This window comes from Mycobacterium sp. DL99, from assembly GCF_004762045.1.
Lineage (GTDB): Bacteria > Actinomycetota > Actinomycetes > Mycobacteriales > Mycobacteriaceae > Mycobacterium.
In genome coordinates this window covers 5,784,532-5,805,965 of sequence record NZ_SJOM01000007.1, presented here as the reverse complement: position 1 = coordinate 5,805,965, position 21,434 = coordinate 5,784,532, and the positions used below count along the sequence as shown (strand labels likewise).

Sequence of the window (21,434 nt, the reverse complement as noted above, 5' to 3'; positions counted from 1 at the left end):
CTCAGTCCTTTTCTCGGTGGGAGAGTCGATGTCGCAGCGCGGCGCGGTCGAGCTTGCCCGCGGCATTGCGCGGTAGTCCGTCGACGATGTGCACCGCGACCGGCTTCTTGTAGCCGGCGATGTGTTGTGCACACGCCTCGGCGATGCGGTCGGAAAGTCGTTGGTGGTCGAGTCCACGTGACGCCGGCTCGAGCACCACAGCGGCGGTGACGCCTTCGCCCCACTCGTGGTGGGGCAGACCGACAACGCCCGCTTCGCGTATCTCATCGAGACCGGCGAGCACGCGTTCGACCTCGGCGGGATGCACATTGAAGCCACCGCTGATGATCACGTCGGTGCGGCGGCCGAGCAGGTGCACATACCCGTCGTGGTCGACTCTGGCCAGGTCACCGGTATGAAACCAGCCGCCGGAGAGAACTTCTGCGGTCAGCTCGGGCCGATTCCAGTATTTCTGCATCACGGTGTCGGCCCGTACGACGATCTCGTCGTCGACGATGCGGAGCTGCACGCCCCGACAGATCTGACCGGCGGTACCCAATCGTTCGGGATGTGCGGGTGAATGATCATCCGGAGTGAGGACGGTCAGGGGAGCGAGCGCTTCGGCGAGGCCGTAGAACTGCACGAGTGTGCCGGGAAAGGTGCGGTGTGCCAGCTGCAGCGCCTCGCGAGAAATGGGGGAGCCCCCGTAGGGGATGACCCGGAGTCTGGCTGGTACACAATGAGACTGGACGGCAGTGCGGGCGATGCGTTCGAGCATGACAGGGGCCAGCGGCATCACGGTGACCTTGAACGCGTCGATCGCTTCGAGCACGGACTGAGGCTCGAACGTCGCCATTGTCACGGTGGCCGCACCGCACACGGCGCTGTCGAGGCCGATGGAGCCGCCGAAGTGTGTCATCGGCGCGACCGCCAGCACCACATCCTCCGGGCCCAACGGCGGCAGCTGATCGAGTGCGCGATTCGTCTGTGCCACCCAGGAGCGATGGGTCACCACAGCACCCTTGGGTGCTCCGGTGGTTCCCGAGCTGTACATCAGCATCGCGATGTCGTCGGGCTCCGGTGCGGGCCAGTCCAGCTCCGGAGCGGTTGGCCGGGCCTTCAGGGACGCGGGAGACACTGTGCCGGGGCTTGGCTGGTCATCGCATACGAACAGCGCCGCGGACCATCGCACCTCTTCCAGTGCGGTAGCAATCGCGTTGCGAGTCTCGTTGGTACAGCAGACGATGCGGGCCTCGCAGTCGAGCGCGATCGCCGCGATCTCGCGTGGGTGCAGTCGCGGTGACAGGGCCACCCTCACCAGCCCGGAGCCCAAGACTGCACGCTCCAGGATCCGCAGGATCATGCTGTTGGGCAGCACCAGCATGACCCGATCGCCGGAGCCGGCCCCGTGTTCGGCGAACAGTGCGGTGGCGGTTCGGGCGCGCTCTCCGACATCGCTGAATGTCAGCCACTGGCCGGAGCCGTTGGCGGAGCACAGGGCGCGGCGGGCGCCGTGCAGTCTTTCGACCGCAGCGAACTGCTCGGCCACCGTGGTGTGGCCCTCAACTGCGGACATGCTCGCACCACAGGCGGTTGAGGGCGGTCACCACGTGACCGGTGGGGGTTCCCGCGGTGAGCGAGGCATGCACGGTGTGCGAGGCGGCGCGCTGGTAGGCCGGGTAGCCGGGTAGCCGTGGCCGAACGAAGGCCCGGTCCATCGTGGCCAATGTGCCGCGGTAGAAGTCGGTGACCTGTTCGTTGATGCGGGCGTCGGTCCACACCGATCGGCGGCCGCACTGGCCCCCTGCCGCGCTGTACAGACCCTGCTGGATCGGGCGGGATGTCACGTATCGAACGAACTCTGCTGCCTCGGAAGGTAATTCCGATCGCGCTGACACCGATAGCCCCACTCCGCCCGTCAGGGTGCCGACGGATGCGCCGGTGCGGCCGAGGCTGGGCGCGTCGGTGAACGCGACGACCGCACCGCGATCGGTTGGCCACGAATAGGTGATGTAGCCGAATACCAGTGGGCTGTATATCGCGGCGTCGGTGGGATCGGCAAGGCGCTTGAGTACGGTGATCGGATCGCAGCGCAGTGATTCCGGTGCGCAGTGTCGCAGCGCCGCCGAGGTGTGCTCAAGCGCCGTGGTGAGCACGTCGGCCTCGATCCCGGTATCGCTGAACCAATCCGGACGCGCGTCCGCGTGACGATGCCGTCGGCGCAGGGGATCGGTGTCGGCGACGGCTTCGCACAGAGACAGCAAGGTGCCCCACAGATGCGTGGGATTGGCGGCGAACAATACCGATTCGCGCCCGTAGCGGTGCGCGAACTGCTCGACCTCTCGCCAGTGCGTGGGCAGCTCAAGGGGTTCGACGCGATCCCGCTGATGTGCGCTGACCATGCAGGCCGCGTCGACCGCCCCGCCCCACAGTCGCCCGTCCCACTGATAGCTCGCGTGGCTGGGTCCGGCCGAATCATGCATGCGATCCTCTATGTCCTCGGCGGACCAGAAGTCGTCGAGCGCAGTCAACGCGCCATCGGCCACGGCGTCGCCGATGAAGGGATGGTCAAGGGCCACGAGATCGTAGTCGCGGGCGAGTTCGACGATGGGTATCTCTTCAAACGCCTTCAGTGGACGGGCAGTCCATTCCACGGCGATCCCGGTGTCGCGGTGAAATTGCGCTGCACATGCGGACAGGGCGTCGACCCCGCGGGGGTGATCCCACGTGATTCCGCGAAGCGGCCGGATGCCCGCGCGGGACTGGCGGGGTTTCTTCACAGCGCAACCTCCTCTGTTGGTAATACGATTTACCAACAGAGAAGAGTTTGTCAAGGCGACTGCGGTGAGGCTGGTCAGCGCGCGGGCGGGGGTGGTGCTGTGGAGGCGCGCACCACCAGTAGTGGGGCAGGATCGGAGATGCGATCGTGTCGCGCCGGTTCGTCGTCCAGTCGTTCGAGCATCAAGGTGACGGCGCGCACGCCGAGTTCGAACAGAGGTAAGCGCACCACCGACAAGGTGGGACGAAGGAACTCGGCCAAGGCCATGTCATGCAATCCGATGACGGACAGCTCCCCGGGAACATCGACTCCCGCGTCGTGCGCCGCAGCGATCGCACCCACCGCCGAGAACGAGTTCGCGACGAATACTGCAGTGGGCCGATGAGGGGAGGCGAGTAGCGAGGTCATTCCGCGGTACCCGGCCTCAGGAGTATGTCCGCCGGCGACGACGCGCGTATCCGATGCGGGAAGTCCGGCTGCCGCAAGCGCATCCGCCCAGCCTTTGCGTCGCGGGCTGGTGCGGTTCGCCGGTCCGTCGACGTGCAGCATGCCGATGTCGCGGTGTCCGAGTTCGATGAGATGGGCGACGGCCAGGCGGGCCGCCCCGTAGTCATCCACTGCCACACTGCCGATGGCGCCGCGGGACCGGTCGTTGAGCAGCACGGTCGGTACCCGTTCGGCGGCGATCTTGGCCACCGGAGCGTCCGACGCGGTACCGGCGCGTTGCAGTAGTAGACCGTCGATGGCGCCGCTCGCGACGACTCGCTGGAACAACGTCCGGTCGGTGGCAAGTGCATCCACGTCGGCCAGCATCAGTGCATAACCGGCCCGGGTGGCCTCCGCCTGTGCCCCGGCGATGATCTGGCTGTAGACGGGGTTGCTTGCGTCGTGGACCGCCAGGCCGATCACGCCGGCTTTGGCTTTTCGCAGCGCCCGCGCCGCGAAGTTCGGTGTGTAGTCGAGCTCCGCGGCGGCCTGGCGAACTCGCTCCTTGGTCTCCTCGCGTGCCCGCAGCGTTTCGTCGCCGTTGAGCAGTCGGGACACCATGCCGGGGGACACGCCTGCCAACCGGGCCACGTCGGCCGCAGTGGCCGTCGAGCCTCGTGAAGATTTGGCCACGCGGTGCCTCCCGATCAATCCCAATCCTGGTGCGGCTGGCCTCACTTTACGTCGGGAGACCGTTGGCTTTGCAGCCGTTGACAGTGATCCGGCTCATATCGTAGGGTTTGGTAAATCGTATTACCAATTGTCCGCAGCCGCTTGTCCGCGCCACTTCCTAAGGAGACCTGTGAGCACCGCAGAAACCACGCCGCGGCGAGCTGGAAAAGGCAAAATCATCGCTGCGGCGGCCGCCGGCAACTTCGTCGAGTGGTACGACTTCGCGATATACGGCTACTTCGCACCGGTCCTGGCCGAGGTGTTCTTCCCCAAATCCAATGGCCTGAACGGATTGTTGGCCACTCTGGCGGTCTTCGGCGCGGCCTTCGTGCTACGTCCGATCGGGGCCTTGGTGTTCGGCAACCTAGGTGACCGCAGAGGTCGGCGATGGGTGCTGTCGGTCGTGATCCTGACCATGGCCGGGGCGACCACCCTGATCGGGGTGTTGCCTTCGTACGAGTCCGTCGGGATCCTTGCCCCACTGGCGCTCATCGTGTTGCGCCTCGTGCAAGGTTTTTCCGCCGGTGGTGAATTCGGCGGTGCCGCGTCGTTGCTCTTCGAACACGCGACGCCGGAGAGGCGGGGCCTTTACGGATCCGTCCAGCCCGCCAGCATCGTCGCCGCGCTGGCTGTCTCCGCGGGCCTGGGTACGGCCTTGACCGCGAGCATGTCCGAGGAGTTCCTGCATTCGACGGGGTGGCGCATTCCCTTCCTGATTGCGCTTCCCCTGGGGATCGTCGGATGGCTCATCCGACGCAAGATCGATGAGACGCCCGCGTTCACACAGATGCAGGAGGAAGGGCGAGTCTCCGAACACCCCGTACGGGACGTGTTCCGTAGCCAGTGGCGGATGATATTGGCTGGCACGGCCGCCATCGTGTCCTGGACGGCCGGTGGATATGCCACCTTGCAGTTCCTTCCCACGTTCTTCGGTGGCGTGCTGGATCGGCCCCTGTCGGACGGACTGACCGCATCACTGGTGGGTTTGACCGCCTATGCGGGATTCATCGTTCTCGGCGGCTTGTTGGCCGATCGCGTCGCCCGGTGGAAGGTCATGACCGTCGGGGCCGTCGGACTGGCTGTCGTCGCCATTCCGGGCTACTACCTACTGGTGCAAGGCGGCACACTCCAGATCGGCGCTGCGGTACTACTTTTCGCGGCTTTCCTCGGCCTCACCGCGGGGCCCACCACCGCGATGCTGTCGGAACTGACCCCCGACAATGTGCGGGCCTCCTATCTGTCGATCGTCTACGCCGTCGCCAACGCGGCCTTCGGCGGCTTCGCTCCATACATCGTCACGGCGTTGATCTCCTCGTCGGGAAGCTTGCTGTCGCCGGCCTGGTACCTCATCGCGCTCCAGCTGTGTGCGGTGGGTGGGCTCATCGCTGTCGGGGTCCACCACCGGAATCGCACCCGCACGCAACTCGTCCCGGTAGCCTAGGGCTCGTCCAACAGTGTGGGCCCTGCCCGGAGTTCCGGCTCAGTCCTTCGTGCTGCTCGCTTTTGTGGTGTTCTTGCTGATTCGGTCTTTCAGTCCGGTGAGCGACTTCTCGATACCCTGGCGAATGTCGTTGAGGCCCTAGTTGACTTCGTTGGCCGCACTCTCCACCGAGGTACGTATCTGCTGGGCAGGTCGGCTTGAAGTGGTGCCGGTCTTGCCGGGTTCTGCCTTGTTTCCGGTCGAAAGGTCGGTTGCGCCATTGGAACTGACGGTCACCGCGGCGGCCGGATCGGCCTCGGTGGGCGCGGTCTCAGATTCGGTGGGATGCGCCGGAGCGATTTCGTTGTGTGCGGTGGCAGGTGCCGGCGCGGCATGCACTGCGACGGTGTCGGGTACTGCGGGCAGATCGGCGACTGGGGCAACTACAGCCACGGTCGTTCCACTTGTCCAGCCTGAAACAGGGTGCCGGCCAACTTGAAGGCCGGTACCACCGTGTTATCTACCCATCGCTGTAGGTTGGGGATCGTCTGCTGGACACCGGTTCTCACCCATTCGGCGTAGGTCTGCACATTGATGATGGCCTGGCGGGTGATCGGCATCGGATTTTTCATCCAGTACTCGCCGAGTTCGCCGATGTTGTAGGTCCGTTTGGCAGTGTGCAAGGGGTCGCTCCTCTGTGACGCGTGAATGTGTCAGCAGTTACTGACCGCGCGAAAGTACCTGGGAGTCAGCTGAGAAGCTCTCCAATTTTTCAATACTTTTCAATTCTTGTTGGAACACGTTTCACTTCTTTCATCGCGCCGACTGACGATAGGCGCGAGGTGAGAGACCGACACGACGGCCGAACGCGGCGGCAAAGTGACTCGGGTTCGAGAACCCCACCGCTGTGCCGATTTCTGTGATCGACAGCGAGGTCGTCAGCAGGAGAGTCTTGGCCTGCTCGATCCCGCGTTCCAGCAGGAACTGGTACGGGGTGGTGTGGAACGCCCGCCGGCGGGCAATGGGAAAATGAATGCATCAGTCGTCCGGCCGGTGCAGCTGAGGAACGGGAGGCGGATGTGGCCGAGATCGAGCTCGCCGACGTCGTGGCCGAGTTGGCCGGGCTCGAAGACCCGAAGATGCGCGAGGTCAACGAACGACATGGCGATGATCACGGCGTGAACCTCGGCAAGCTGCGCGCACTCGCGAAGCGACTGAAGACGCAGCCGGAACTCGCACAACAGCTCTGGGCGACGGGCGACACCGCGGCGAGACTCCTGGCGCTGCTCATCTGTCGACCGAAGGCGTTCGGGCGTGACGAGCTGGACAGCATGATGCGCGAAGCCCGCGCGCCCAAGGTTCAAGACTGGCTCGTGAATTACGTGGTGAAGAAGAACCCGAACGCCGAAGACCTGCGCGTGGCCTGGTCCGTCGACCCGGATCCCGTGGTCTCCGGTGCCGGCTGGTCCTTGACCGCCGATCGGGTGGCGAAGAAACCCGACGGTCTCGATCTCGAGGCGTTACTCGATGTCATCGAGGCGGAGATGAAAGAGGCCCCGGATCGCCTGCAGTGGGCGATGAACAATTGCCTGGCTCAGATCGGGATCGAGCACGCCGGGCATCGCGCGCGTGCGATCGATATCGGGGAGCGTCTGGCGGTGCTCAAGGACTACCCGACGTCACCGGGATGCACATCTCCGTACGCACCCACCTGGATCGCCGAGATGGTGCGTCGGAAGTCGGAATCCGCCTGAATGTGACCTAGCAAGCGCTTGGTTGCTATGCTGTGACGATGGCGCCGGATACGCCCAGCCAACCGGCAAGCAGACGCGACGAGCTTCTGGACCTTGCCGCGACGATGTTTGCCGAACGCGGCCTGAAGGCGACGACAGTCCGCGATATCGCTGACTCCGCAGGAATCCTGTCGGGCAGCCTCTATCACCACTTCAAGTCCAAAGAGCAGATGGTCGAGGAAGTGCTCAAGGACTTCCTCGACTGGCTGTTCTCGCGGTACCAGGAGATCCTCGACCAGGAGGCCAGCCCGCTGGGCCGGCTCACCGGCCTGTTCATGGCGTCCTTCGAAGCCATCGAGCACCGGCATGCGCAGGTGGTGATCTACCAGGACGAGGCCAAGCGGCTCTCGTCGATCCCGCAGTTCGACTTCGTCGACGAGCGCAACCGCGAACAGCGCAAGATGTGGATCGACATCCTGCAGCAGGGCATCTCCGACGGCTCGTTCCGCCAGGACATTGACGTCGACCTGGTGTACCGGTTCATCCGCGACACCACCTGGGTTTCGGTCCGCTGGTACCAGCCGGGCGGACCGCTTTCGGCCGAAGAGGTCGGCCGGCAATACCTCGCCATCGTCCTCGGCGGAATCACCGCCGCCCGTTAGGTCAAAGGAGACAAACAATGCCTGAGGCATACATCGTCGACGCGGTGCGTACGCCGGTCGGAAAGAAGAACGGCTCGCTGGCCGAGGTTCATCCGATCGATCTCGGCGTGCACGCGTTCCGTGCCATCTTCGACCGCGTCGACGTCGACCCGGGTGCCGTTGACGACGTCATCGTCGGCTGCGTCGACGCCATCGGCGGGCAGGCCGGCAACATCGGCCGGTTGACCTGGCTGGCCGCCGGCTACCCCGAGGCCGTCCCCGGCGTCACCGTCGACCGGCAGTGCGGTTCCAGCCAGCAGGCCATCTCGTTCGGCGCCCAGGCCATCATGTCCGGCACGGCCGACCTGATCCTCGCCGGCGGCATGCAGAACATGAGCTGGATCCCGATCTCCTCGGCCATGGTGGTCGGCAAGGAGTTCGGATTCACCTCGCCCACAAACGAATCCAAGAGCTGGCTGCACCGCTACGGCGATCAGGAGATCTCGCAGTTCCGCGGTTCGGAAATGATCGCCGAGAAGTGGGACATCTCCCGCGAGGAGATGGAGGAGTTCGCCTACAACAGCCACCAGCGGGCGTTCGCCGCGATTCGGGCCGGGCATTTCGACAACGAGATCGTCCCGGTCGGCGACTTCGGCATCGACGAGGGACCGCGTGAATCGACGCTCGAGAAGCTGGCCTCGCTCAAGCCCCTGGTCGAAGGCGGCCGACTGACTGCCGCGCTGGCGAGCCAGATCTCCGACGGGGCGGCGGCGGTGCTGCTGGCCTCTGAAGAAGCGGTCAACAAGTACAACCTCAAGCCCCGCGCCCGTATCCACCACATCAGCGCGCGTGGCGACGATCCGGTGATGATGCTGACCGGCCCGATCCCGGCCACCCAGTACGCGCTGGAGAAGACCGGCCTGTCCATCGACGACATCGATACCGTCGAGATCAACGAGGCCTTCGCGCCGGTCGTGCTGGCCTGGCTCAAGGAGACCAAGGCCGATCCGGCCAAGGTCAACCCGAGTGGTGGCGCCATCGCCCTGGGCCATCCGCTCGGCGCCACCGGTGCCAAGCTGTTCACCACCATGCTCAACACCCTCGAGCGCACCGGCGGCCGCTACGGCCTGCAGACCATGTGCGAGGGCGGCGGCACCGCCAACGTCACGATCATCGAGCGCCTCTGATCTGACGGAGTCTCTGCGCGAGCAGACGCAAAGTGCCCTGAAACACCAGTTTCGGGGCACTTTTGCGTCTGTTCGTCAGGCCTTCGAAACTCTGCCAAACATTCCTTGGACGCGGCTGTTCGTCCGCGCGCAGACTTGACTCATGACAGACCGGGGCACCGAGCAGCGCACCGACGCCGAGGGGCATGACCAACCGGAATTCCACCCCTACCATCACCCCGCGGCCGGATGGGGCGCGGCGAAGAGCGTCACCAGATTGCTGATCCACGAGCGCGAGCCCATCGACGGCCCCCGCGCGATCATGAAGATGAACCACGAGAACGTCGGCTTCGACTGTCCGGGCTGCGCTTGGCCCGACGACATGAAGGGCCTCAAACTCGACATCTGCGAGAACGGCATCAAACACGTCACGTGGGAGATGACGCACAAGCGCTGTGGTCCGGAGTTCTTCGCCCAGCACACCGTCTCCGAGCTGGCGACCTGGAGCGATTTCGCCCTCGAAGACCAGGGGCGCCTCACCGAGCCGATGGTCTACAACTCCGAGACCGATCACTACGAACCGATCGGCTGGCGTGATGCGTTCGATCTGGTGGGCAAGGCCCTGGCGGATCTGGACGACCCGGACCAGGCGTCGTTCTACACGTCGGGCCGGCTGGGCAACGAGGCGACCTTCCTGTACCAGCTGATGGCCCGCGAACTCGGCACCAACAATCTGCCGGACTGCTCGAACATGTGTCACGAGGCGAGCGGTCGCGCCCTGACGGCCTCGCTGGGTACCGGTAAGGGCACGGTCGACCTGGAGGACTGGGAGACTGCGGACGCGCTGTTCATCATCGGTGTCAACGCGGCCTCCAACGCGCCGCGCATGCTCACCGCACTCGCCGAGGCCTACCGCCGCGGTGCGCAGGTCGTGCACATCAACCCACTGGTCGAGGCCGGTGCCACGAAGACGATCATCCCGCACGACTTTCTGCGGATGGCCACCTTCAAGTCCACCAGGACCAGCACGCTGAACCTGCAGCCCCGGATCGGCGGGGATATGGCGCTCATCCGTGGCATCGCCAAAGCCGTTCTGGAACAAGCGGAAACCGACCCCAAGGCGCTGGACGCCGAGTTCATCGCCCGCTACACCGCGGGATTCGAGAACTACCGTGCGGTCTGTGAGGCCACCTCATGGGACGAGATCGAGTACAAGTCCGGTGTGCGCCAGGCCGATATCCGCAAGGCGGCCAAGGTCTACTGCGATGCCGACCGCAGCATCATCAGCTGGTGTCTCGGCGTCACCCAGCACGAACACGGCGTGGACAGCGTGCGGGAGATCGTCAATCTGCTTCTGCTGCGCGGCAATCTGGGCCGGGAAGGCGCCGGGCCGTCACCCGTGCGGGGGCACAGCAATGTGCAGGGCAACCGCACCTGCGGTATCGATCACCGGCCGGCCGGGGCCTTCCTCGACCGGCTTGCCGAGGTGTGCGGCATCGACCCGCCGCGCGAGCACGGAATGGACACCGTGCACACCATCGAGGCCATGCACCGCGACGAGATCAAGGTGTTCGTCGGGATGGGCGGCAATTTCGCCAGTGCCGCCCCGGACACCACGTACACCTTCGCGGGACTACAGAAATGTGATCTCACCGTTCAGGTGAGCACCAAGCTCAACCGCAGTCACGTGATCCACGGTCGTCGCGCCCTGATCCTGCCGTGCCTGGGCCGTACCGAGAAGGACCATCAGAAGGCCGGGGTTCAGTCCACCTCGGTCGAGGACTCGATGAGCATGGTGCACCTCTCGGTCGGGATGAAGAAGCCCGCTTCGCCGCACCTGAAGTCGGAACCGGCGATCATCGCCGGGATCGCGCAGGCCGCGCTGCCCACCAGCGGCACCCCGTGGAGCTGGTACGTCGAGGACTACGACCGGATCCGGGACACGATGGCCAAGGTGCTCAACGGTTTCGAGGATTTCAATCGACGGGTCCGGCTTCCGCTGGGATTCCGCATCAAGCAGCCCGCGCGGGAACTGATCTTCCTGACCCCGTCCGGTCGGGCCGAGTTCTCGGCGGTCGACCTACCCGACGGCAGCACCGAGTCGGGCACACTGATCCTGGCTACGCTGCGCTCACACGATCAGTGGAACACCACCATCTACTCCGACAATGACCGCTATCGGGGCGTGAAGAACCTGCGCACACTGATTTTCATGAATGCGCAGGACATGGCCGAGCGCGGGATCAGAGAATTCGACGACGTCGACATCGTCGCCACCGCGCGGGACGGCAGCACGCGGTCGCTGCAGCGCTACAGGGCCATCCCGTACGGCATTCCGCACGGCTGCGCCGCGGGGTACATGCCCGAGATGAACGTGCTGTGCGCCATCGGCGATTACAGCACCCAGAGCGACCAGCCCATCATGAAGAACGTCAAGGTGCGTGTGACGCTGTCGGCGCCCGCCTGATGGCAGCACCGTGGTTGCTCTCCCCGGTCACTCGGCTCGGGGGCTCGGTGATTGTCGGTGTGCTCGCGGGCCAGATAACCGGATCGCTGACCGACGCGTCTCTCGGGGTGCTGGTCGGGATCGCCTCCACTGGAGCAGTTTTCGTCGCGGGTGGATGGATGCTGCTGTGGCCCATGGATGCCGGGGCCACCCGAGACCATGCGCGCCAGGAAGCCTTCAACCCGGTGGTCGAGGAGCTGGTGATCGTGGCGGCCGCGCTCGGTGCGTTGGTCAGCATCGTCGTCATGCTGGTCCGCGGCGGTTCGCACAGCGATCCGAGTGCGGCCACCGCGGCGCTGGCCGGGGTCTTCATGGCGTGGGCCGGTATGCACCTGATGTACGCCGCCCGCTACGCGTATCTCTACTACACACCGAAAACCGGTGGCATCGACTTCAATTCCGACGAGCTGCCGGCGTTCCGGGATTTCTTCTACTTCAGCTACAACCTCGGCATGACCTATCAGGTGTCGGACACCGGCGTCACCGACTCGACGATCCGCGCGGTGGCGCTGCGACACTGTCTGCTGTCGTATCTGTTCGGCACCGTGATCCTGGCGACCACGATCAACCTGGTCGTCGGCATCGTGTCCAGCTGAAACCCGGTCTGGCTAGTTCAGCCGGGTTTCGTCCAGCAGATGGTGTGCCGGAACGCCAGCCGACGGCGCATCGCGGCGCCCGGCATGACTTGATGGGCAACAGCTTGAAGCTCATCGAAGCTGAGCTGAGGATCGCGGACCGGGAACGGCGGGGGTACCGGATCCCCGGGCACCGGGCGCGGATGTTTGATCAGGCCGATGATCGGGTTGGTCACCGCGGACGCCAAATCCCATGAGGTGTCACGGATCGAGGCGGGCGCGGCCAGTCCGACGGCCAGAAACCGTCCGCCCGGGCTCAGCAGCCGTCGGACCTCGATCAGCGCTTGCTCGACGTCGAGGTGGTGCAGCACGGCCACCATGGTGATGACATCGACCGGCCTGTCGAGGTGGGCGAGTTGGCTGTCGTCGATGGTGACGTTGGCCAGGCCTGCGCAGCGCTGGGCCGCTTCGGCGCGCATGCCCGCATCAAGATCCGTACCGCGGACATGTGTGAAGCGAGCGGCCAGTTGAGCCACCAAAGCGCCCTGGCCGCATCCGATGTCGATCGCGCTGCCGCGGTGTGCGGGCAGGTTCGCCAGGATCCAACGGTGGAAATGGTCGTTGTGACTCCACGGGTGCCTGCTGTTGAAATTGTGCAGCCCCTCGGCGGCCCGCCTGACCACTGGGTGTTCGACGCGACGGATGTCCATGCCTCGACTATGCCGCGCTTCGCGACGGGCGAACGCGAAGCGCCCCTTTCCGATGGGGAAAGGGGCGCTTCTGTGTCTGCTCGCGCAGGGAAGGTTACTGAATGTAGGACGACGCGGACTGCAGATGTGCGACGGCGTCGTCGACGATCTTCTCGACCAGCTCAGCGCACGACGGCAGGTCGTTGATGATGCCCGCCACCTGTCCCGAGGCCAGCACGCCGGCGTCGGTATTGCCCTCCACCAGGCCGGCTTTGAGCAACATCGGGGTGTTGGCCGCCATCACGACCTGCGACCAGGTGAGCTCCTTGCCGTGCCGCATCGCGAGGCCGTCCTTGACCATCGACAGCCACGTCATGCCCGAGAGCTTCTTGAACTTCTGGGCGTTGCCGATCGCGGCGGCGAAACCGCGGGCACGCGAACCGCTCTCCAGCTTCTCGACCAGACCGGTGCGCAGCACCCGGTGCGGCATGCCGTCGACGCGGGTGGACACCACGGTGCCGTCCAGCGCGGACTGCAGGTACCGCTCCTTGACCGCGTCGGGCACGGTGGAATCCGAGGTCAGCAGGAACCGGGTTCCCATGGCAACCCCAGCGGCACCGTAGGACAGTGCGGCAGCCAGGCCGCGGCCGTCGAAGAAACCGCCGGCGGCGATCACCGGCATGCCGGTGTCCTTGACGGCATCGAGCACCGAGGGCAGCAGGAGCGTGGTGGCGACGGGACCGGTGTGGCCACCGCCCTCCCCACCCTGCACGATCACCGCGTCAGCGCCCCAGCCGGCCACCTTCTTGGCGTGCTTGGCCGCACCGACCGACGGGATCACCACGACGCCGGCATCTTTCAGCTTGGCGATCAACTCGGGCTTGGGAGCTAGAGCGAAGGAGGCGACTTTGACTCCTTCGCGGATCAGGAGGTCGACACGCGCACCGGCATCGCCCGCGTCGGCACGCATGTTGATGCCGAAGGGTTTGTCGGTGGCGGCCTTGACCTTGGTTACGGCGGTCTGCAGTTCCTCGAGCGTCATCGTCGCTGACGCCAGGATGCCGAGGCCGCCGGCATTGGAGGTTGCGGCGACCAGTCGTGCACCGGCTACCCAGCCCATTCCCGTCTGCACGACGGGATGCTCGATACCGACCAGTTCGGTCAGCGGAGTCTTGAGCTTGCCCATTCTTTAGACCTTGATCTCTTTGTCGCGCAGCGACTTCGGATCGATGACCTCGCGCAGGAGCCTGAGCTCCTCATCGGTGGCCAACCGGGTGGTCTCGGCCTCCTCAAGGCCGTGCACCTCGAAGGAGGTGTTGTCGGCGACGTGATCAGCCTCGACGCCGGGGTGCAGCGAGACCGCCCGCATCTGGTGGTCGGGGCCGTTGAAGTCGAACACGCCCAGGTTGGACACCACGCGGTAGATGTTCGCGAAGCGGTAGGCCGGATTCTCCGGATCGACCTTGTCCCAGCCGATTCCGGACACGATGTCCACCGAGTCGCAGAACACGCGCTTGGAGTGGTTGCCCACGAAGTAGCTCGTGGCGTGGTTGATGCTGTTGCCGGGTGCGCCGCGGACTCCGAACATCTGCCGGGTCGGCTGCTGGATCGGACCGAACGCCGACAGGTTCTGGTTGCCATAGCGGTCGATCTGGTTGGCGCCCATCACCACATGGCGCTTGCCCCAGGCCAGGGTCTCGAAGACCCGGTTGAACGGCATCCAGCCCTCGACGGTGAAGGGGGCGCCGATGGCCGGGGTGTCGGCCAGGATCCGGGCCTCACCGTCGGTCAGCACGATGTCGGGGGAGAAGGTCAGCCGGGCCAGCCGCGCACCGATCTGGACGACGGTGGTCATCGGGCTGGCCATGATCTCGCCGGCGTCGCGGAACAGTTCGGCGCAGGCGACGGCGCACACCTCAGCACGGGTCACGGCAATCACTTGCTGGCCTCCTGATCTTCCTTGAACTTCCGCACGGCCGCCTGGTAGTCGGCTTCGCTGCCGGACAGATACGTCTTGACGAACTCGGCCCAGGTCTCGTCGGAGCCGGCGGCCTCTGCGTAGTGGCGCTGGAACTTCTCGTCGCGCCGGTAATCGGGCTCGTTGGTGGTGAAGTGGGCGCCGTTGGGGGCTTCCACCACGGAATCGACCATCATCCGGTTGATCAGCAGTGCCTGCGTCGGAACGGCCTTGACCAGTTCCTCGGTGGACACCACGCGCTCCACCGAGAGGAAGCGGCGCTGCGCCGACATCAGGAACAGATCGTCGAAGTACGGGTCGATGCCGGTGTAGGCCGCATTGCCCTGGGCGTCACCGAGATTCAGGTGGACGAACGCCGCGTCGAGGTTCAGCGCGGGCATCGCGATCAGTTCCTCGTAGGCACCGTCGGTCGGGTACGGGGACTTCACGGTCTTGAGCTCGTCGCCCCAGAACGTCCGGACATCGCTACCGAGGCCGGCGCGGATCGGCAGGAACGGCAGCCGCTGGGCGGCAGCCTGCAGGCCGCAGCGCAGCATGCCCTCGTCCATCTCGCGGGCCTCGATGGCACCGGTGGTGCGGGCCTTGGCGAACCACGGGTCGTAGAACGGCGGCGAGTCCAGGGACACGAAGCCGTAGTAGACGCGCTTGACCTTGCCGGCCGAGCACAGCAGGCCCAGATCGGGACCGCCGTAGGTGACCACGGTCAGGTCTTTGACGTCGGTGCGCAGCAGGGCGCGGACGAAGGCCATCGGCTTGCGTCGCGAGCCCCAGCCGCCGAGGCCGATCGTCATGCCGCTCTCGATCGAGGCGACCGCCTCGTCGAGAGTTGTTCGCTTGTCTGCCATTACTTCGTGTCTCCCTTTGAGGTTCCGGCGAAGGCGTCGCGGTGCTCGTCGGACACACCGGACAGGTTGAGTTCGAAGGTGAAGCCCTGCTCCATGCGGTAGCGCGCGTTGACTGGCTGCACGTCGATGAAGTTCAGCGCCTCCTTGGCCGCCCGGATCACCCGGGTGTCCTTGCTGGCGATGTCGCGGGCGACGCGCAGGGCGGCCTCGTCGAGATCCTCACGCGGAACCACCTCGTGCACCGAACCGAAGTGGTGCAGCGTTTCGGCGGGAACGGTGGCGGCGGTGAAGAACAGCCGGCGCATCAGGTGCTGGGGGACCAGCCGGGACAGATGGGTGGCGGCTCCGAGCGCGCCGCGCTCCACCTCCGGGAGTCCGAACTTGGCGTCATCGGAGGCGACGATCACGTCGGCGTTGCCGACCAGGCCGATTCCGCCGCCGACGCAGAAGCCGTTGACCGCTGCGACGACAGGGACCTCACACTCGTACACGGACTTGAACGCGTGGTAGCAGCCGCGGTTGGCGTCGATCAGCGCGCCGAAGCCCTCGGTGTTCTGCATTTCCTTGATGTCCACACCGGCGTTGAAGCCACGGCCCTCGGCTCGCAGGATCACGACGTGCGTGCTGCGGTCGCGGCCTGCCGCGGTGATCGCATCGCCGAGTTCGAACCAGCCGGCCGACGGGATGGCGTTGACGGGCGGGTAGTTGACGGTGACCGAGACGATGCCCGGCTCGACTGTCTTGGTGGTGATCGTCATCAATCCACTTCCTGAAGGGGTCGCTACCTAAGCAAGCACTTGCTTGGTACGCTAGCACAGTGACCGATACGCCAGAAGCCGGTGCCATCAATTTGGGTTTGACCGGCAAGGTGGTCCTGGTGACCGGCGGAGTGCGAGGGGTTGGCGCTGGAATCAGCGCGGTTTTTGCCGGTCAGGGCGCCACTGTGGTGACCTGCGCACGCCGTCCGGTCGAGGGGCTGCCCTACGAATTCCACAGCTGCGACGTCCGTGATGACGACTCGGTGGCCGCGCTCATCGAGGCCATCGTGGCCAAGCACGGCCGGTTGGATGCCGTGGTGAACAACGCCGGCGGATCGCCGTACGTGGCCGCAGCAGATGCGTCGGCCAAGTTCAGCACCAAGATCATCGAGCTCAACCTGCTCGGGCCGCTCTCGGTCTCCCAGCACGCCAACGCCGTGATGCAGAAGCAGGAGACGGGCGGGGTGATCGTCAACATCTCCAGCGTCAGCGCGCACCGGCCCACGCCGGGTACCGCCGCCTACGGCGCGGCCAAGGCCGGTATCGACAACCTGACCACCACGCTGGCCGTGGAATGGGCGCCCAAGGTGCGGGTGAACTCCGTGGTGGTCGGCATGGTCGAGACCGAGCAGTCCGAACTGTTCTACGGCGACGCCGAGTCGGTGGCCGCGGTGGCCGCCACCGTCCCGCTGGGCCGGCTGGCCAAGCCCACCGATATCGGCTGGGCCGCAGCGTTTTTGACCTCTGACGCGGCGTCCTACATCAGTGGGGCGGCGCTGCAGGTGCACGGCGGTGGTGAACCGCCGACCTACCTCGACGCCTCAAACGCCAATAAATAAGGAGATACAGGTATGGGATTGCTCGACGGCCGCGTGGTCATCGTGACGGGTGCCGGTGGCGGTATCGGGCGTGAGCACGCGCTCGCGTTCGCTGCCGAAGGTGCCCGCGTCGTGGTCAACGACATCGGGGTCGGCCTGGACGGTTCGCCCGCCGGCGGCGGCAGCGCCGCGCAGAATGTGGTCGACGAGATCGTCGCTGCCGGAGGCGAAGCCGTCACCAGTGGCGCCAACGTCGCCGACTGGGCGCAGGCCGAGGGCCTGATCCAGACCGCCGTGGATGCCTTCGGCACCCTGGACGTGCTGGTGAACAACGCCGGCATCGTGCGCGACCGGATGTTCGCCAACGCCACCGAAGAGGAGTTCGACGCCGTCACCGCCGTGCACCTCAAGGGGCACTTCGCCACCATGAAGCACGCCGCCGCGTACTGGCGGGCCAAGTCCAAGGCCGGCGAAACCGTCGACGCGCGCATCATCAACACCAGCTCCGGCGCCGGCCTGCAGGGCAGCGTCGGCCAGGCCACCTACAGCGCCTCCAAGGCCGGCATCGCCGCGCTGACGCTGGTGGCCGCGGCCGAGATGGGTCGCTACGGCGTCACCGTCAACGGCATTGCGCCCTCGGCCCGGACCCGGATGACCGAGACCGTCTTCGCCGACATGATGGCCACCCAGGACCAGTCCTTCGATGCCATGGCCGCGGAGAACATCTCCCCGCTCGTGGTGTGGCTGGGCAGCGTCGAGTCCAAGGACGTCACCGGCAAGATGTTCGAGATCGAGGGCGGCAAGATCCGCATCGCCGAGGGCTGGGCCCACGGTCCGCAGATCGACAAGGGCGCGAAATGGGATCCCGCCGAGCTGGGCCCGGTCGTCAACGACCTGCTGGCCAAGGCTCGTCCCGCGGTCCCGGTTTACGGCGCCTGATTTCTTCTTGTTTCGTCGAGACTGCGCTCAGATCGTGAAATCCGCCGGATTCGCGATCTGAGCGCAGACTCGTTGTCCTAGAAGCAGACTCGAATGCCCCTACGGGTCAGGCGGCGTCCTTCTCGCCGGTCGAATCGTTGGCGGCAGCCTTCTCGCCCGCAGGCTTGGCCGTCCCTCCGGTGGCCTTCTTGACGGCGTCGCTGAGCTTCTTGATCGACGACGACACCTGGTCCTGGGTTTCCTTGACGGCGGTCCGGACCTGCTCGCTGCTACGGTTCAGCGACTTCGTGACGCCCGGCAGAGCCTTGTTCCCATCGGACAGATCGGTCGCGCCACGGGGCTTGACGATGCCGTCGACAGCGGCCTTGAGCTTCGACTTCGCCCCCGCGAGGGATGCGGAATCAGCCGGTTTCGTTGTGTCCGAGGCGGTCTCCGTCTCCGGAGCGGACTGAACCTTCTGCTCGATGCTGTCCTTGGTCACGTTCAGCGTGCTCTTGACGTCCTCGACCCCGGTGGACACCTTGTCCTGCAGATCGTTGGTCTTGCTCGGGAATGCATCGCTGACGCGCTTGATGATCTCCGCGTTGACAGCACGGTTGAACTTGGTGACCGAGAAGGTTGCGTCGGCGACACTGTGGTTGATGGCCGTCGCGATGGTCACGAGGTCACCCGTCTTGAAGGCCTCCTTGACCTGATCCGCAGCGGCGGTCAGCTGGCGGGTCAGCGTCCGGAGCTGGAGTTTCACTTCGTATCCGAAGGTCCGTTCCGGGCTGAACTGCTGGCCGTTCCAGTTCACCAGGGTCCAGCCGTCCTCGTTGTTGCCCTCGATGACGACGTAATCGGTGTTGTTCAACTGGGCTGTCTGCAGCAGCTGGAGCTTCTGCATCACGGTGATGTTCTCAACGTTCATCAAGGTCCAGAACATGATGGTGCCGCCGTGCGAGAACACCACGGCGTTGCGGTCGCCGTTGTCGTACATGGTCTGCAGCGCGCCCCGGACCCGTTCGTCGAACACGTATCCGTTGACGTTGGTACCCGGCATGTACGTGCCCTTGTTGAACGGGATCTGCGGGATCACGCCCGGGAGCGCCCATGCGATCGGATACAGGCCGTACCCGCTGGAAGCGTTCGCTTCCGGGGTGCCCTCGAAGACACCGGCCTCGATCTCCTGCAGGCCGGGAAGCACCTGGATCGGCAGGCCGAGGCGCTGCGACATCGGTGCGGCGGTGAGCTGGGTCCGCACCATCTGGGACGCGTAGATGGCGTCGTAGTTGTTGTCGCCCAGCTTGTCGGCTACGGCCTGGGCCTGCTGCTGGCCCAGGGGGGTCAGCACCGGACCCGGGGTCTTGGTGTCGATCAGGCCGGAGGCGTTGCCCTCCGACTGCGCGTGACGTATGAACGTCACACGCATGACCTCGGCGGCATGGGCGACGGGCATCGCCAGGAAGAAGGCGAGGAATGCCAGGGCGACGCACCCGAGCATTGTTCGTTTTCGTGGCGCAGGTGCGCCGCGTCTGAGGTGAATCATGTACTTTCGCCCTTTCGTTTGGTGTTCAACGGTTTTGTCTTGACTCACGGAAAATGGGATGTTCGAGTGACCTCCTCTTCGAGAGGAAGCGGACCGACTCAGGCCCGCGGTTAGGCTTCTGGCACTGGCGATTTCACGCGGCGGGGCTCAGCAAGGATCAATGTCCTTGCCGCCGAACTTCTTTGCTGCGCCGCGAATGCTGCCCGTCATCTTGGCCCCCGGTTCTCAGTGGATTATCAGCGATATTCGCTTGACAGTCAGATGCATTCTCCGGTTGGGGGCAGACGTCGATGCGTAGCTATCCCACTGTGTGGGAGGGTATTTGACAGATTTCAGGTGTTGCTCTAACTGGGTGCAGACACGACTCAGTCCCCCTCCCGATGCGAGGAGGGGGACCGACCCGGTTGGTATTACCTTGCGCTACACGCTATTTCACGCGGCATCTTTCGACGCGGTCTTCGGTTTGCTGGTGCTGCTGGCCTTGTCGGCCTTGTCGGCGCCGGTGAGCTTCTTGACGTTGTCACTCGCCTGCTTGACCGAGGACTCAACTCCGCTGCGCACGTCGTCTGCAGCCTGCTTGACCCGGTCGCGAACCGCCGACACAGCCTTACCCGGTTCTGCCTTGTTGCCGTCGGTCAGCTTGGTGGCGCCGTTGGCGGTACGGGCGGCGGTGATCTTGGCCTGCACCGGCTCGGTCACCTTCTCGACGGTGGAGCCGGCGTCCTCGGTGGCATTCTCGACGGCAGTCTTGACGACGGCGAGATCCTTGACCGACGGGGTGTCGCCGACGGCGGTCTTCTCCGTGCTGAGCTTGGAAACCTGGTTCGTCGGCTGCCCCAGCGAGCCCGGGATGCCGGTGATCGCGTTCACGGTGTCGGTGATCGAGTCCTTGACGAACTTCACGCCGGCGTTGGCGACGTCCTGCACGCCCTGCGCCCCGGTGGTGACGATGCCCTGGGCGTCCAGCGACAGGACCGGGATGCGCATGTTGTAGACGGCCTTCTGCGGCGCGACGATCAGATCCCGGAAGTTGACAAACATCTGGGTCGGGTAGTTGGCCGCGCCGACCTCTTGGCCGGCCCATTCCTTGAGAGTCCAGCTGCCGTCGGCGTTCTTCTCCACGACCACCGTGTCGGTGTTGTTCAACGGATGCTGCACGATCAACAACAGGTTCGGGTTGTCGACGTTCATCATCGTCCACATCATGATGGTGGCGCCGTGCGAGAACACCGCGGCGTCGACCTTGCCGTCGCCGTTGGTGTCGGAGGTGCCGGACTCCACGTCGGCAAGTGCATTCGTCACGCGCTCGTTGAACTCCAGGCCGCTCTCGCCGCCGGGAACCGAGATGAACTGCAGGCCCAACGTCCAGGCCAGCGGCGCGAGGATGTAACCGATGCGGCCGATGCCCTCACTCTCGGGCAGGCCCTCGAAGATGCCGGCACTGATTTCCTGCACACCGGAGTTCCGCTGCGGGTTGGCCGGGTCGAACTGGCCGAGGATCGTGACCGGCAGCCCGCGCTTGGCGGCGAACGGCGCCGCGGTCTCCTGGGTGCGAATCATGGTCGAGGCATAGAGCGCGTCGTACTTGGTGCACGGCGAGGAGGGGCACTGGGCATCGGCCCAGTCCTTCGCCTGCTGCTCGCCGTTCGGGCCGCCGTTCTGGTTCACCTGGTCATTGGTCAGGTGTGGCCCCGGGGTGCTGGTGTCGATGTAGCCGGAGGCGTTGCCCTGCGACTCGGCGTGCCGGATGAACGTCACGGTCATCGCTGCGGCCGGCAGGGTGGCGGCCGCGAACAAAGCGCACGCGGTCAGGGTCGTTGCGGCGGCACCGGCAGCCCGGCGTCGGGTGGGTCGTTGCATAGGGTCTCCATCGGTTCACGAAAACGTGGCCTGCCGCTCACTTGTCGTTCACTGTGTGCGCG

20 protein-coding genes and 1 pseudogene are annotated in these 21,434 nt (G+C 65.4%); 8 read left to right on the top strand and 13 right to left on the bottom strand.

From position 1 onward, the window contains the following. Nucleotide 1: 1 nt before the first annotated feature. The 3 genes from EYZ64_RS28205 to EYZ64_RS28195 all read right to left on the bottom strand — a co-directional run bounded on the left by EYZ64_RS28205 (nucleotide 2) and on the right by EYZ64_RS28195 (nucleotide 3,877). A complete protein-coding gene (locus EYZ64_RS28205; protein ID WP_135458789.1) occupies nucleotides 2-1,555 on the bottom strand; it encodes a class I adenylate-forming enzyme family protein in 1,554 nt (517 codons plus the stop codon). Continuing rightward, entirely contained in the window at nucleotides 1,542-2,759 is a 1,218-nt protein-coding gene (locus tag EYZ64_RS28200) for a type 2 periplasmic-binding domain-containing protein (RefSeq protein WP_135458787.1), read from the bottom strand. Before EYZ64_RS28200 ends, EYZ64_RS28205 begins: the two co-directional genes overlap by 14 nt. A 74-nt stretch (nucleotides 2,760-2,833) precedes the next feature. Beyond that, complete coding sequence (locus EYZ64_RS28195) at nucleotides 2,834-3,877, bottom strand: LacI family DNA-binding transcriptional regulator (RefSeq protein ID WP_167858007.1); 1,044 nt, start codon at nucleotides 3,875-3,877, stop codon at nucleotides 2,834-2,836. Nucleotides 3,878-4,046: 169 nt separating this feature from the next. On the opposite strand from EYZ64_RS28195, the gene EYZ64_RS28190 reads away from it, so the two are divergent. Next, the gene (locus tag EYZ64_RS28190) at nucleotides 4,047-5,357 is read left to right on the top strand and encodes an MFS transporter (RefSeq protein WP_167858006.1); all 1,311 of its coding nucleotides are present in this window, start codon (nucleotides 4,047-4,049) and stop codon (nucleotides 5,355-5,357) included. A gap of 138 nt (nucleotides 5,358-5,495) precedes the next feature. Here EYZ64_RS28190 and EYZ64_RS28185 read toward each other — a convergent pair whose 3' ends face one another. The 3 genes and pseudogenes from EYZ64_RS28185 to EYZ64_RS28175 form a co-directional block, all read right to left on the bottom strand. Further along, the gene (locus tag EYZ64_RS28185; protein WP_135458781.1) at nucleotides 5,496-5,789 is read right to left on the bottom strand and encodes a hypothetical protein; all 294 of its coding nucleotides are present in this window, start codon (nucleotides 5,787-5,789) and stop codon (nucleotides 5,496-5,498) included. After that, entirely contained in the window at nucleotides 5,780-6,019 is a 240-nt protein-coding gene (locus EYZ64_RS28180; RefSeq protein ID WP_135458779.1) for a hypothetical protein, read from the bottom strand. Before EYZ64_RS28180 ends, EYZ64_RS28185 begins: the two co-directional genes overlap by 10 nt. Nucleotides 6,020-6,149: 130 nt before the next feature. Next, a pseudogene (locus EYZ64_RS28175) lies at nucleotides 6,150-6,356 on the bottom strand (helix-turn-helix domain-containing protein); the annotation flags it as partial. Nucleotides 6,357-6,415: 59 nt separating this feature from the next. On the opposite strand from EYZ64_RS28175, the gene EYZ64_RS28170 reads away from it, so the two are divergent. The 5 genes from EYZ64_RS28170 to EYZ64_RS28150 all read left to right on the top strand — a co-directional run bounded on the left by EYZ64_RS28170 (nucleotide 6,416) and on the right by EYZ64_RS28150 (nucleotide 11,978). Then, nucleotides 6,416-7,090: a DNA alkylation repair protein gene (locus EYZ64_RS28170; RefSeq protein ID WP_135458777.1), complete on the top strand. Its 675-nt coding sequence runs from the start codon at nucleotides 6,416-6,418 to the stop codon at nucleotides 7,088-7,090. A 38-nt stretch (nucleotides 7,091-7,128) separates the two neighbouring features. Beyond that, nucleotides 7,129-7,731 (top strand): TetR family transcriptional regulator KstR2, encoded by a 603-nt coding sequence (kstR2, locus tag EYZ64_RS28165; protein ID WP_135458775.1) that lies wholly within the window; start codon nucleotides 7,129-7,131, stop codon nucleotides 7,729-7,731. 17 nt (nucleotides 7,732-7,748) lie between these two features. Then, nucleotides 7,749-8,897: a steroid 3-ketoacyl-CoA thiolase FadA6 gene (gene fadA6 / locus EYZ64_RS28160; RefSeq protein ID WP_135458773.1), complete on the top strand. Its 1,149-nt coding sequence runs from the start codon at nucleotides 7,749-7,751 to the stop codon at nucleotides 8,895-8,897. A 142-nt stretch (nucleotides 8,898-9,039) separates the two neighbouring features. Further along, nucleotides 9,040-11,343, top strand: coding sequence for an FdhF/YdeP family oxidoreductase (locus tag EYZ64_RS28155; RefSeq protein WP_135458771.1), 2,304 nt, complete (start codon nucleotides 9,040-9,042; stop codon nucleotides 11,341-11,343). Continuing rightward, entirely contained in the window at nucleotides 11,343-11,978 is a 636-nt protein-coding gene (locus tag EYZ64_RS28150) for a DUF1345 domain-containing protein (RefSeq protein WP_135458769.1), read from the top strand. The genes EYZ64_RS28155 and EYZ64_RS28150 overlap by 1 nt, the downstream gene beginning before the upstream one ends. 17 nt (nucleotides 11,979-11,995) lie before the next feature. Here the strand turns inward: EYZ64_RS28150 and EYZ64_RS28145 are convergent, their stop codons facing one another. The 5 genes from EYZ64_RS28145 to echA20 form a co-directional block, all read right to left on the bottom strand. Continuing rightward, a complete protein-coding gene (locus EYZ64_RS28145; protein WP_135458767.1) occupies nucleotides 11,996-12,667 on the bottom strand; it encodes a class I SAM-dependent methyltransferase in 672 nt (223 codons plus the stop codon). Nucleotides 12,668-12,761: 94 nt separating this feature from the next. Beyond that, nucleotides 12,762-13,832: a (3aS,4S,5R,7aS)-5-hydroxy-7a-methyl-1-oxo-octahydro-1H-indene-4-carboxyl-CoA dehydrogenase gene (ipdC, locus tag EYZ64_RS28140; protein WP_135458766.1), complete on the bottom strand. Its 1,071-nt coding sequence runs from the start codon at nucleotides 13,830-13,832 to the stop codon at nucleotides 12,762-12,764. A gap of 3 nt (nucleotides 13,833-13,835) precedes the next feature. Then, nucleotides 13,836-14,585 carry a cholesterol ring-cleaving hydrolase subunit IpdB gene (gene ipdB, locus EYZ64_RS28135; protein WP_135458764.1) on the bottom strand — a complete coding sequence of 250 codons (750 nt, stop codon included), beginning with the start codon at nucleotides 14,583-14,585 and terminating at the stop codon, nucleotides 13,836-13,838. Continuing rightward, a complete protein-coding gene (ipdA, locus tag EYZ64_RS28130; RefSeq protein WP_135458763.1) occupies nucleotides 14,582-15,469 on the bottom strand; it encodes a cholesterol ring-cleaving hydrolase subunit IpdA in 888 nt (295 codons plus the stop codon). Before ipdA ends, ipdB begins: the two co-directional genes overlap by 4 nt. Then, nucleotides 15,469-16,227 (bottom strand): (7aS)-7a-methyl-1,5-dioxo-2,3,5,6,7,7a-hexahydro-1H-indene-carboxyl-CoA hydrolase, encoded by a 759-nt coding sequence (gene echA20, locus EYZ64_RS28125; RefSeq protein ID WP_135458761.1) that lies wholly within the window; start codon nucleotides 16,225-16,227, stop codon nucleotides 15,469-15,471. The genes ipdA and echA20 overlap by 1 nt, the downstream gene beginning before the upstream one ends. A gap of 59 nt (nucleotides 16,228-16,286) precedes the next feature. Between echA20 and EYZ64_RS28120 the strand changes: the two genes are divergently transcribed. Then, nucleotides 16,287-17,066, top strand: a complete 780-nt coding sequence (locus EYZ64_RS28120) for an SDR family oxidoreductase (protein WP_135458758.1) — start codon at nucleotides 16,287-16,289, stop codon at nucleotides 17,064-17,066. Nucleotides 17,067-17,078: 12 nt separating this feature from the next. Further along, a complete protein-coding gene (locus EYZ64_RS28115) occupies nucleotides 17,079-17,984 on the top strand; it encodes an SDR family oxidoreductase (protein ID WP_029108221.1) in 906 nt (301 codons plus the stop codon). A gap of 106 nt (nucleotides 17,985-18,090) precedes the next feature. Here EYZ64_RS28115 and EYZ64_RS28110 read toward each other — a convergent pair whose 3' ends face one another. Both EYZ64_RS28110 and EYZ64_RS28105 read right to left on the bottom strand, forming a co-directional pair. Continuing rightward, nucleotides 18,091-19,467 (bottom strand): histidine phosphatase family protein, encoded by a 1,377-nt coding sequence (locus tag EYZ64_RS28110; protein WP_286175175.1) that lies wholly within the window; start codon nucleotides 19,465-19,467, stop codon nucleotides 18,091-18,093. Nucleotides 19,468-19,944: 477 nt separating this feature from the next. Beyond that, nucleotides 19,945-21,372 (bottom strand): histidine phosphatase family protein, encoded by a 1,428-nt coding sequence (locus EYZ64_RS28105; protein ID WP_135458757.1) that lies wholly within the window; start codon nucleotides 21,370-21,372, stop codon nucleotides 19,945-19,947. Between the last annotated feature and the right edge of the window lie 62 nt (nucleotides 21,373-21,434).

What these genes read in the sequence shown, in the direction of transcription:
- echA20 (WP_135458761.1), bottom strand. Translation starts at nt 16,227, where the DNA reads ATGACGATCACCACCAAGACAGTCGAGCCGGGCATCGTCTCGGTCACC.
- EYZ64_RS28115 (WP_029108221.1), top strand. Translation starts at nt 17,079, where the DNA reads ATGGGATTGCTCGACGGCCGCGTGGTCATCGTGACGGGTGCCGGTGGC.
- EYZ64_RS28110 (WP_286175175.1), bottom strand. Translation starts at nt 19,467, where the DNA reads ATGCTCGGGTGCGTCGCCCTGGCATTCCTCGCCTTCTTCCTGGCGATG.
- ipdC (WP_135458766.1), bottom strand. Translation starts at nt 13,832, where the DNA reads ATGGGCAAGCTCAAGACTCCGCTGACCGAACTGGTCGGTATCGAGCAT.
- ipdA (WP_135458763.1), bottom strand. Translation starts at nt 15,469, where the DNA reads ATGGCAGACAAGCGAACAACTCTCGACGAGGCGGTCGCCTCGATCGAG.
- EYZ64_RS28105 (WP_135458757.1), bottom strand. Translation starts at nt 21,372, where the DNA reads ATGCAACGACCCACCCGACGCCGGGCTGCCGGTGCCGCCGCAACGACC.
- EYZ64_RS28145 (WP_135458767.1), bottom strand. Translation starts at nt 12,667, where the DNA reads ATGGACATCCGTCGCGTCGAACACCCAGTGGTCAGGCGGGCCGCCGAG.
- EYZ64_RS28155 (WP_135458771.1), top strand. Translation starts at nt 9,040, where the DNA reads ATGACAGACCGGGGCACCGAGCAGCGCACCGACGCCGAGGGGCATGAC.
- EYZ64_RS28205 (WP_135458789.1), bottom strand. Translation starts at nt 1,555, where the DNA reads ATGTCCGCAGTTGAGGGCCACACCACGGTGGCCGAGCAGTTCGCTGCG.
- kstR2 (WP_135458775.1), top strand. Translation starts at nt 7,129, where the DNA reads ATGGCGCCGGATACGCCCAGCCAACCGGCAAGCAGACGCGACGAGCTT.
- fadA6 (WP_135458773.1), top strand. Translation starts at nt 7,749, where the DNA reads ATGCCTGAGGCATACATCGTCGACGCGGTGCGTACGCCGGTCGGAAAG.
- EYZ64_RS28150 (WP_135458769.1), top strand. Translation starts at nt 11,343, where the DNA reads ATGGCAGCACCGTGGTTGCTCTCCCCGGTCACTCGGCTCGGGGGCTCG.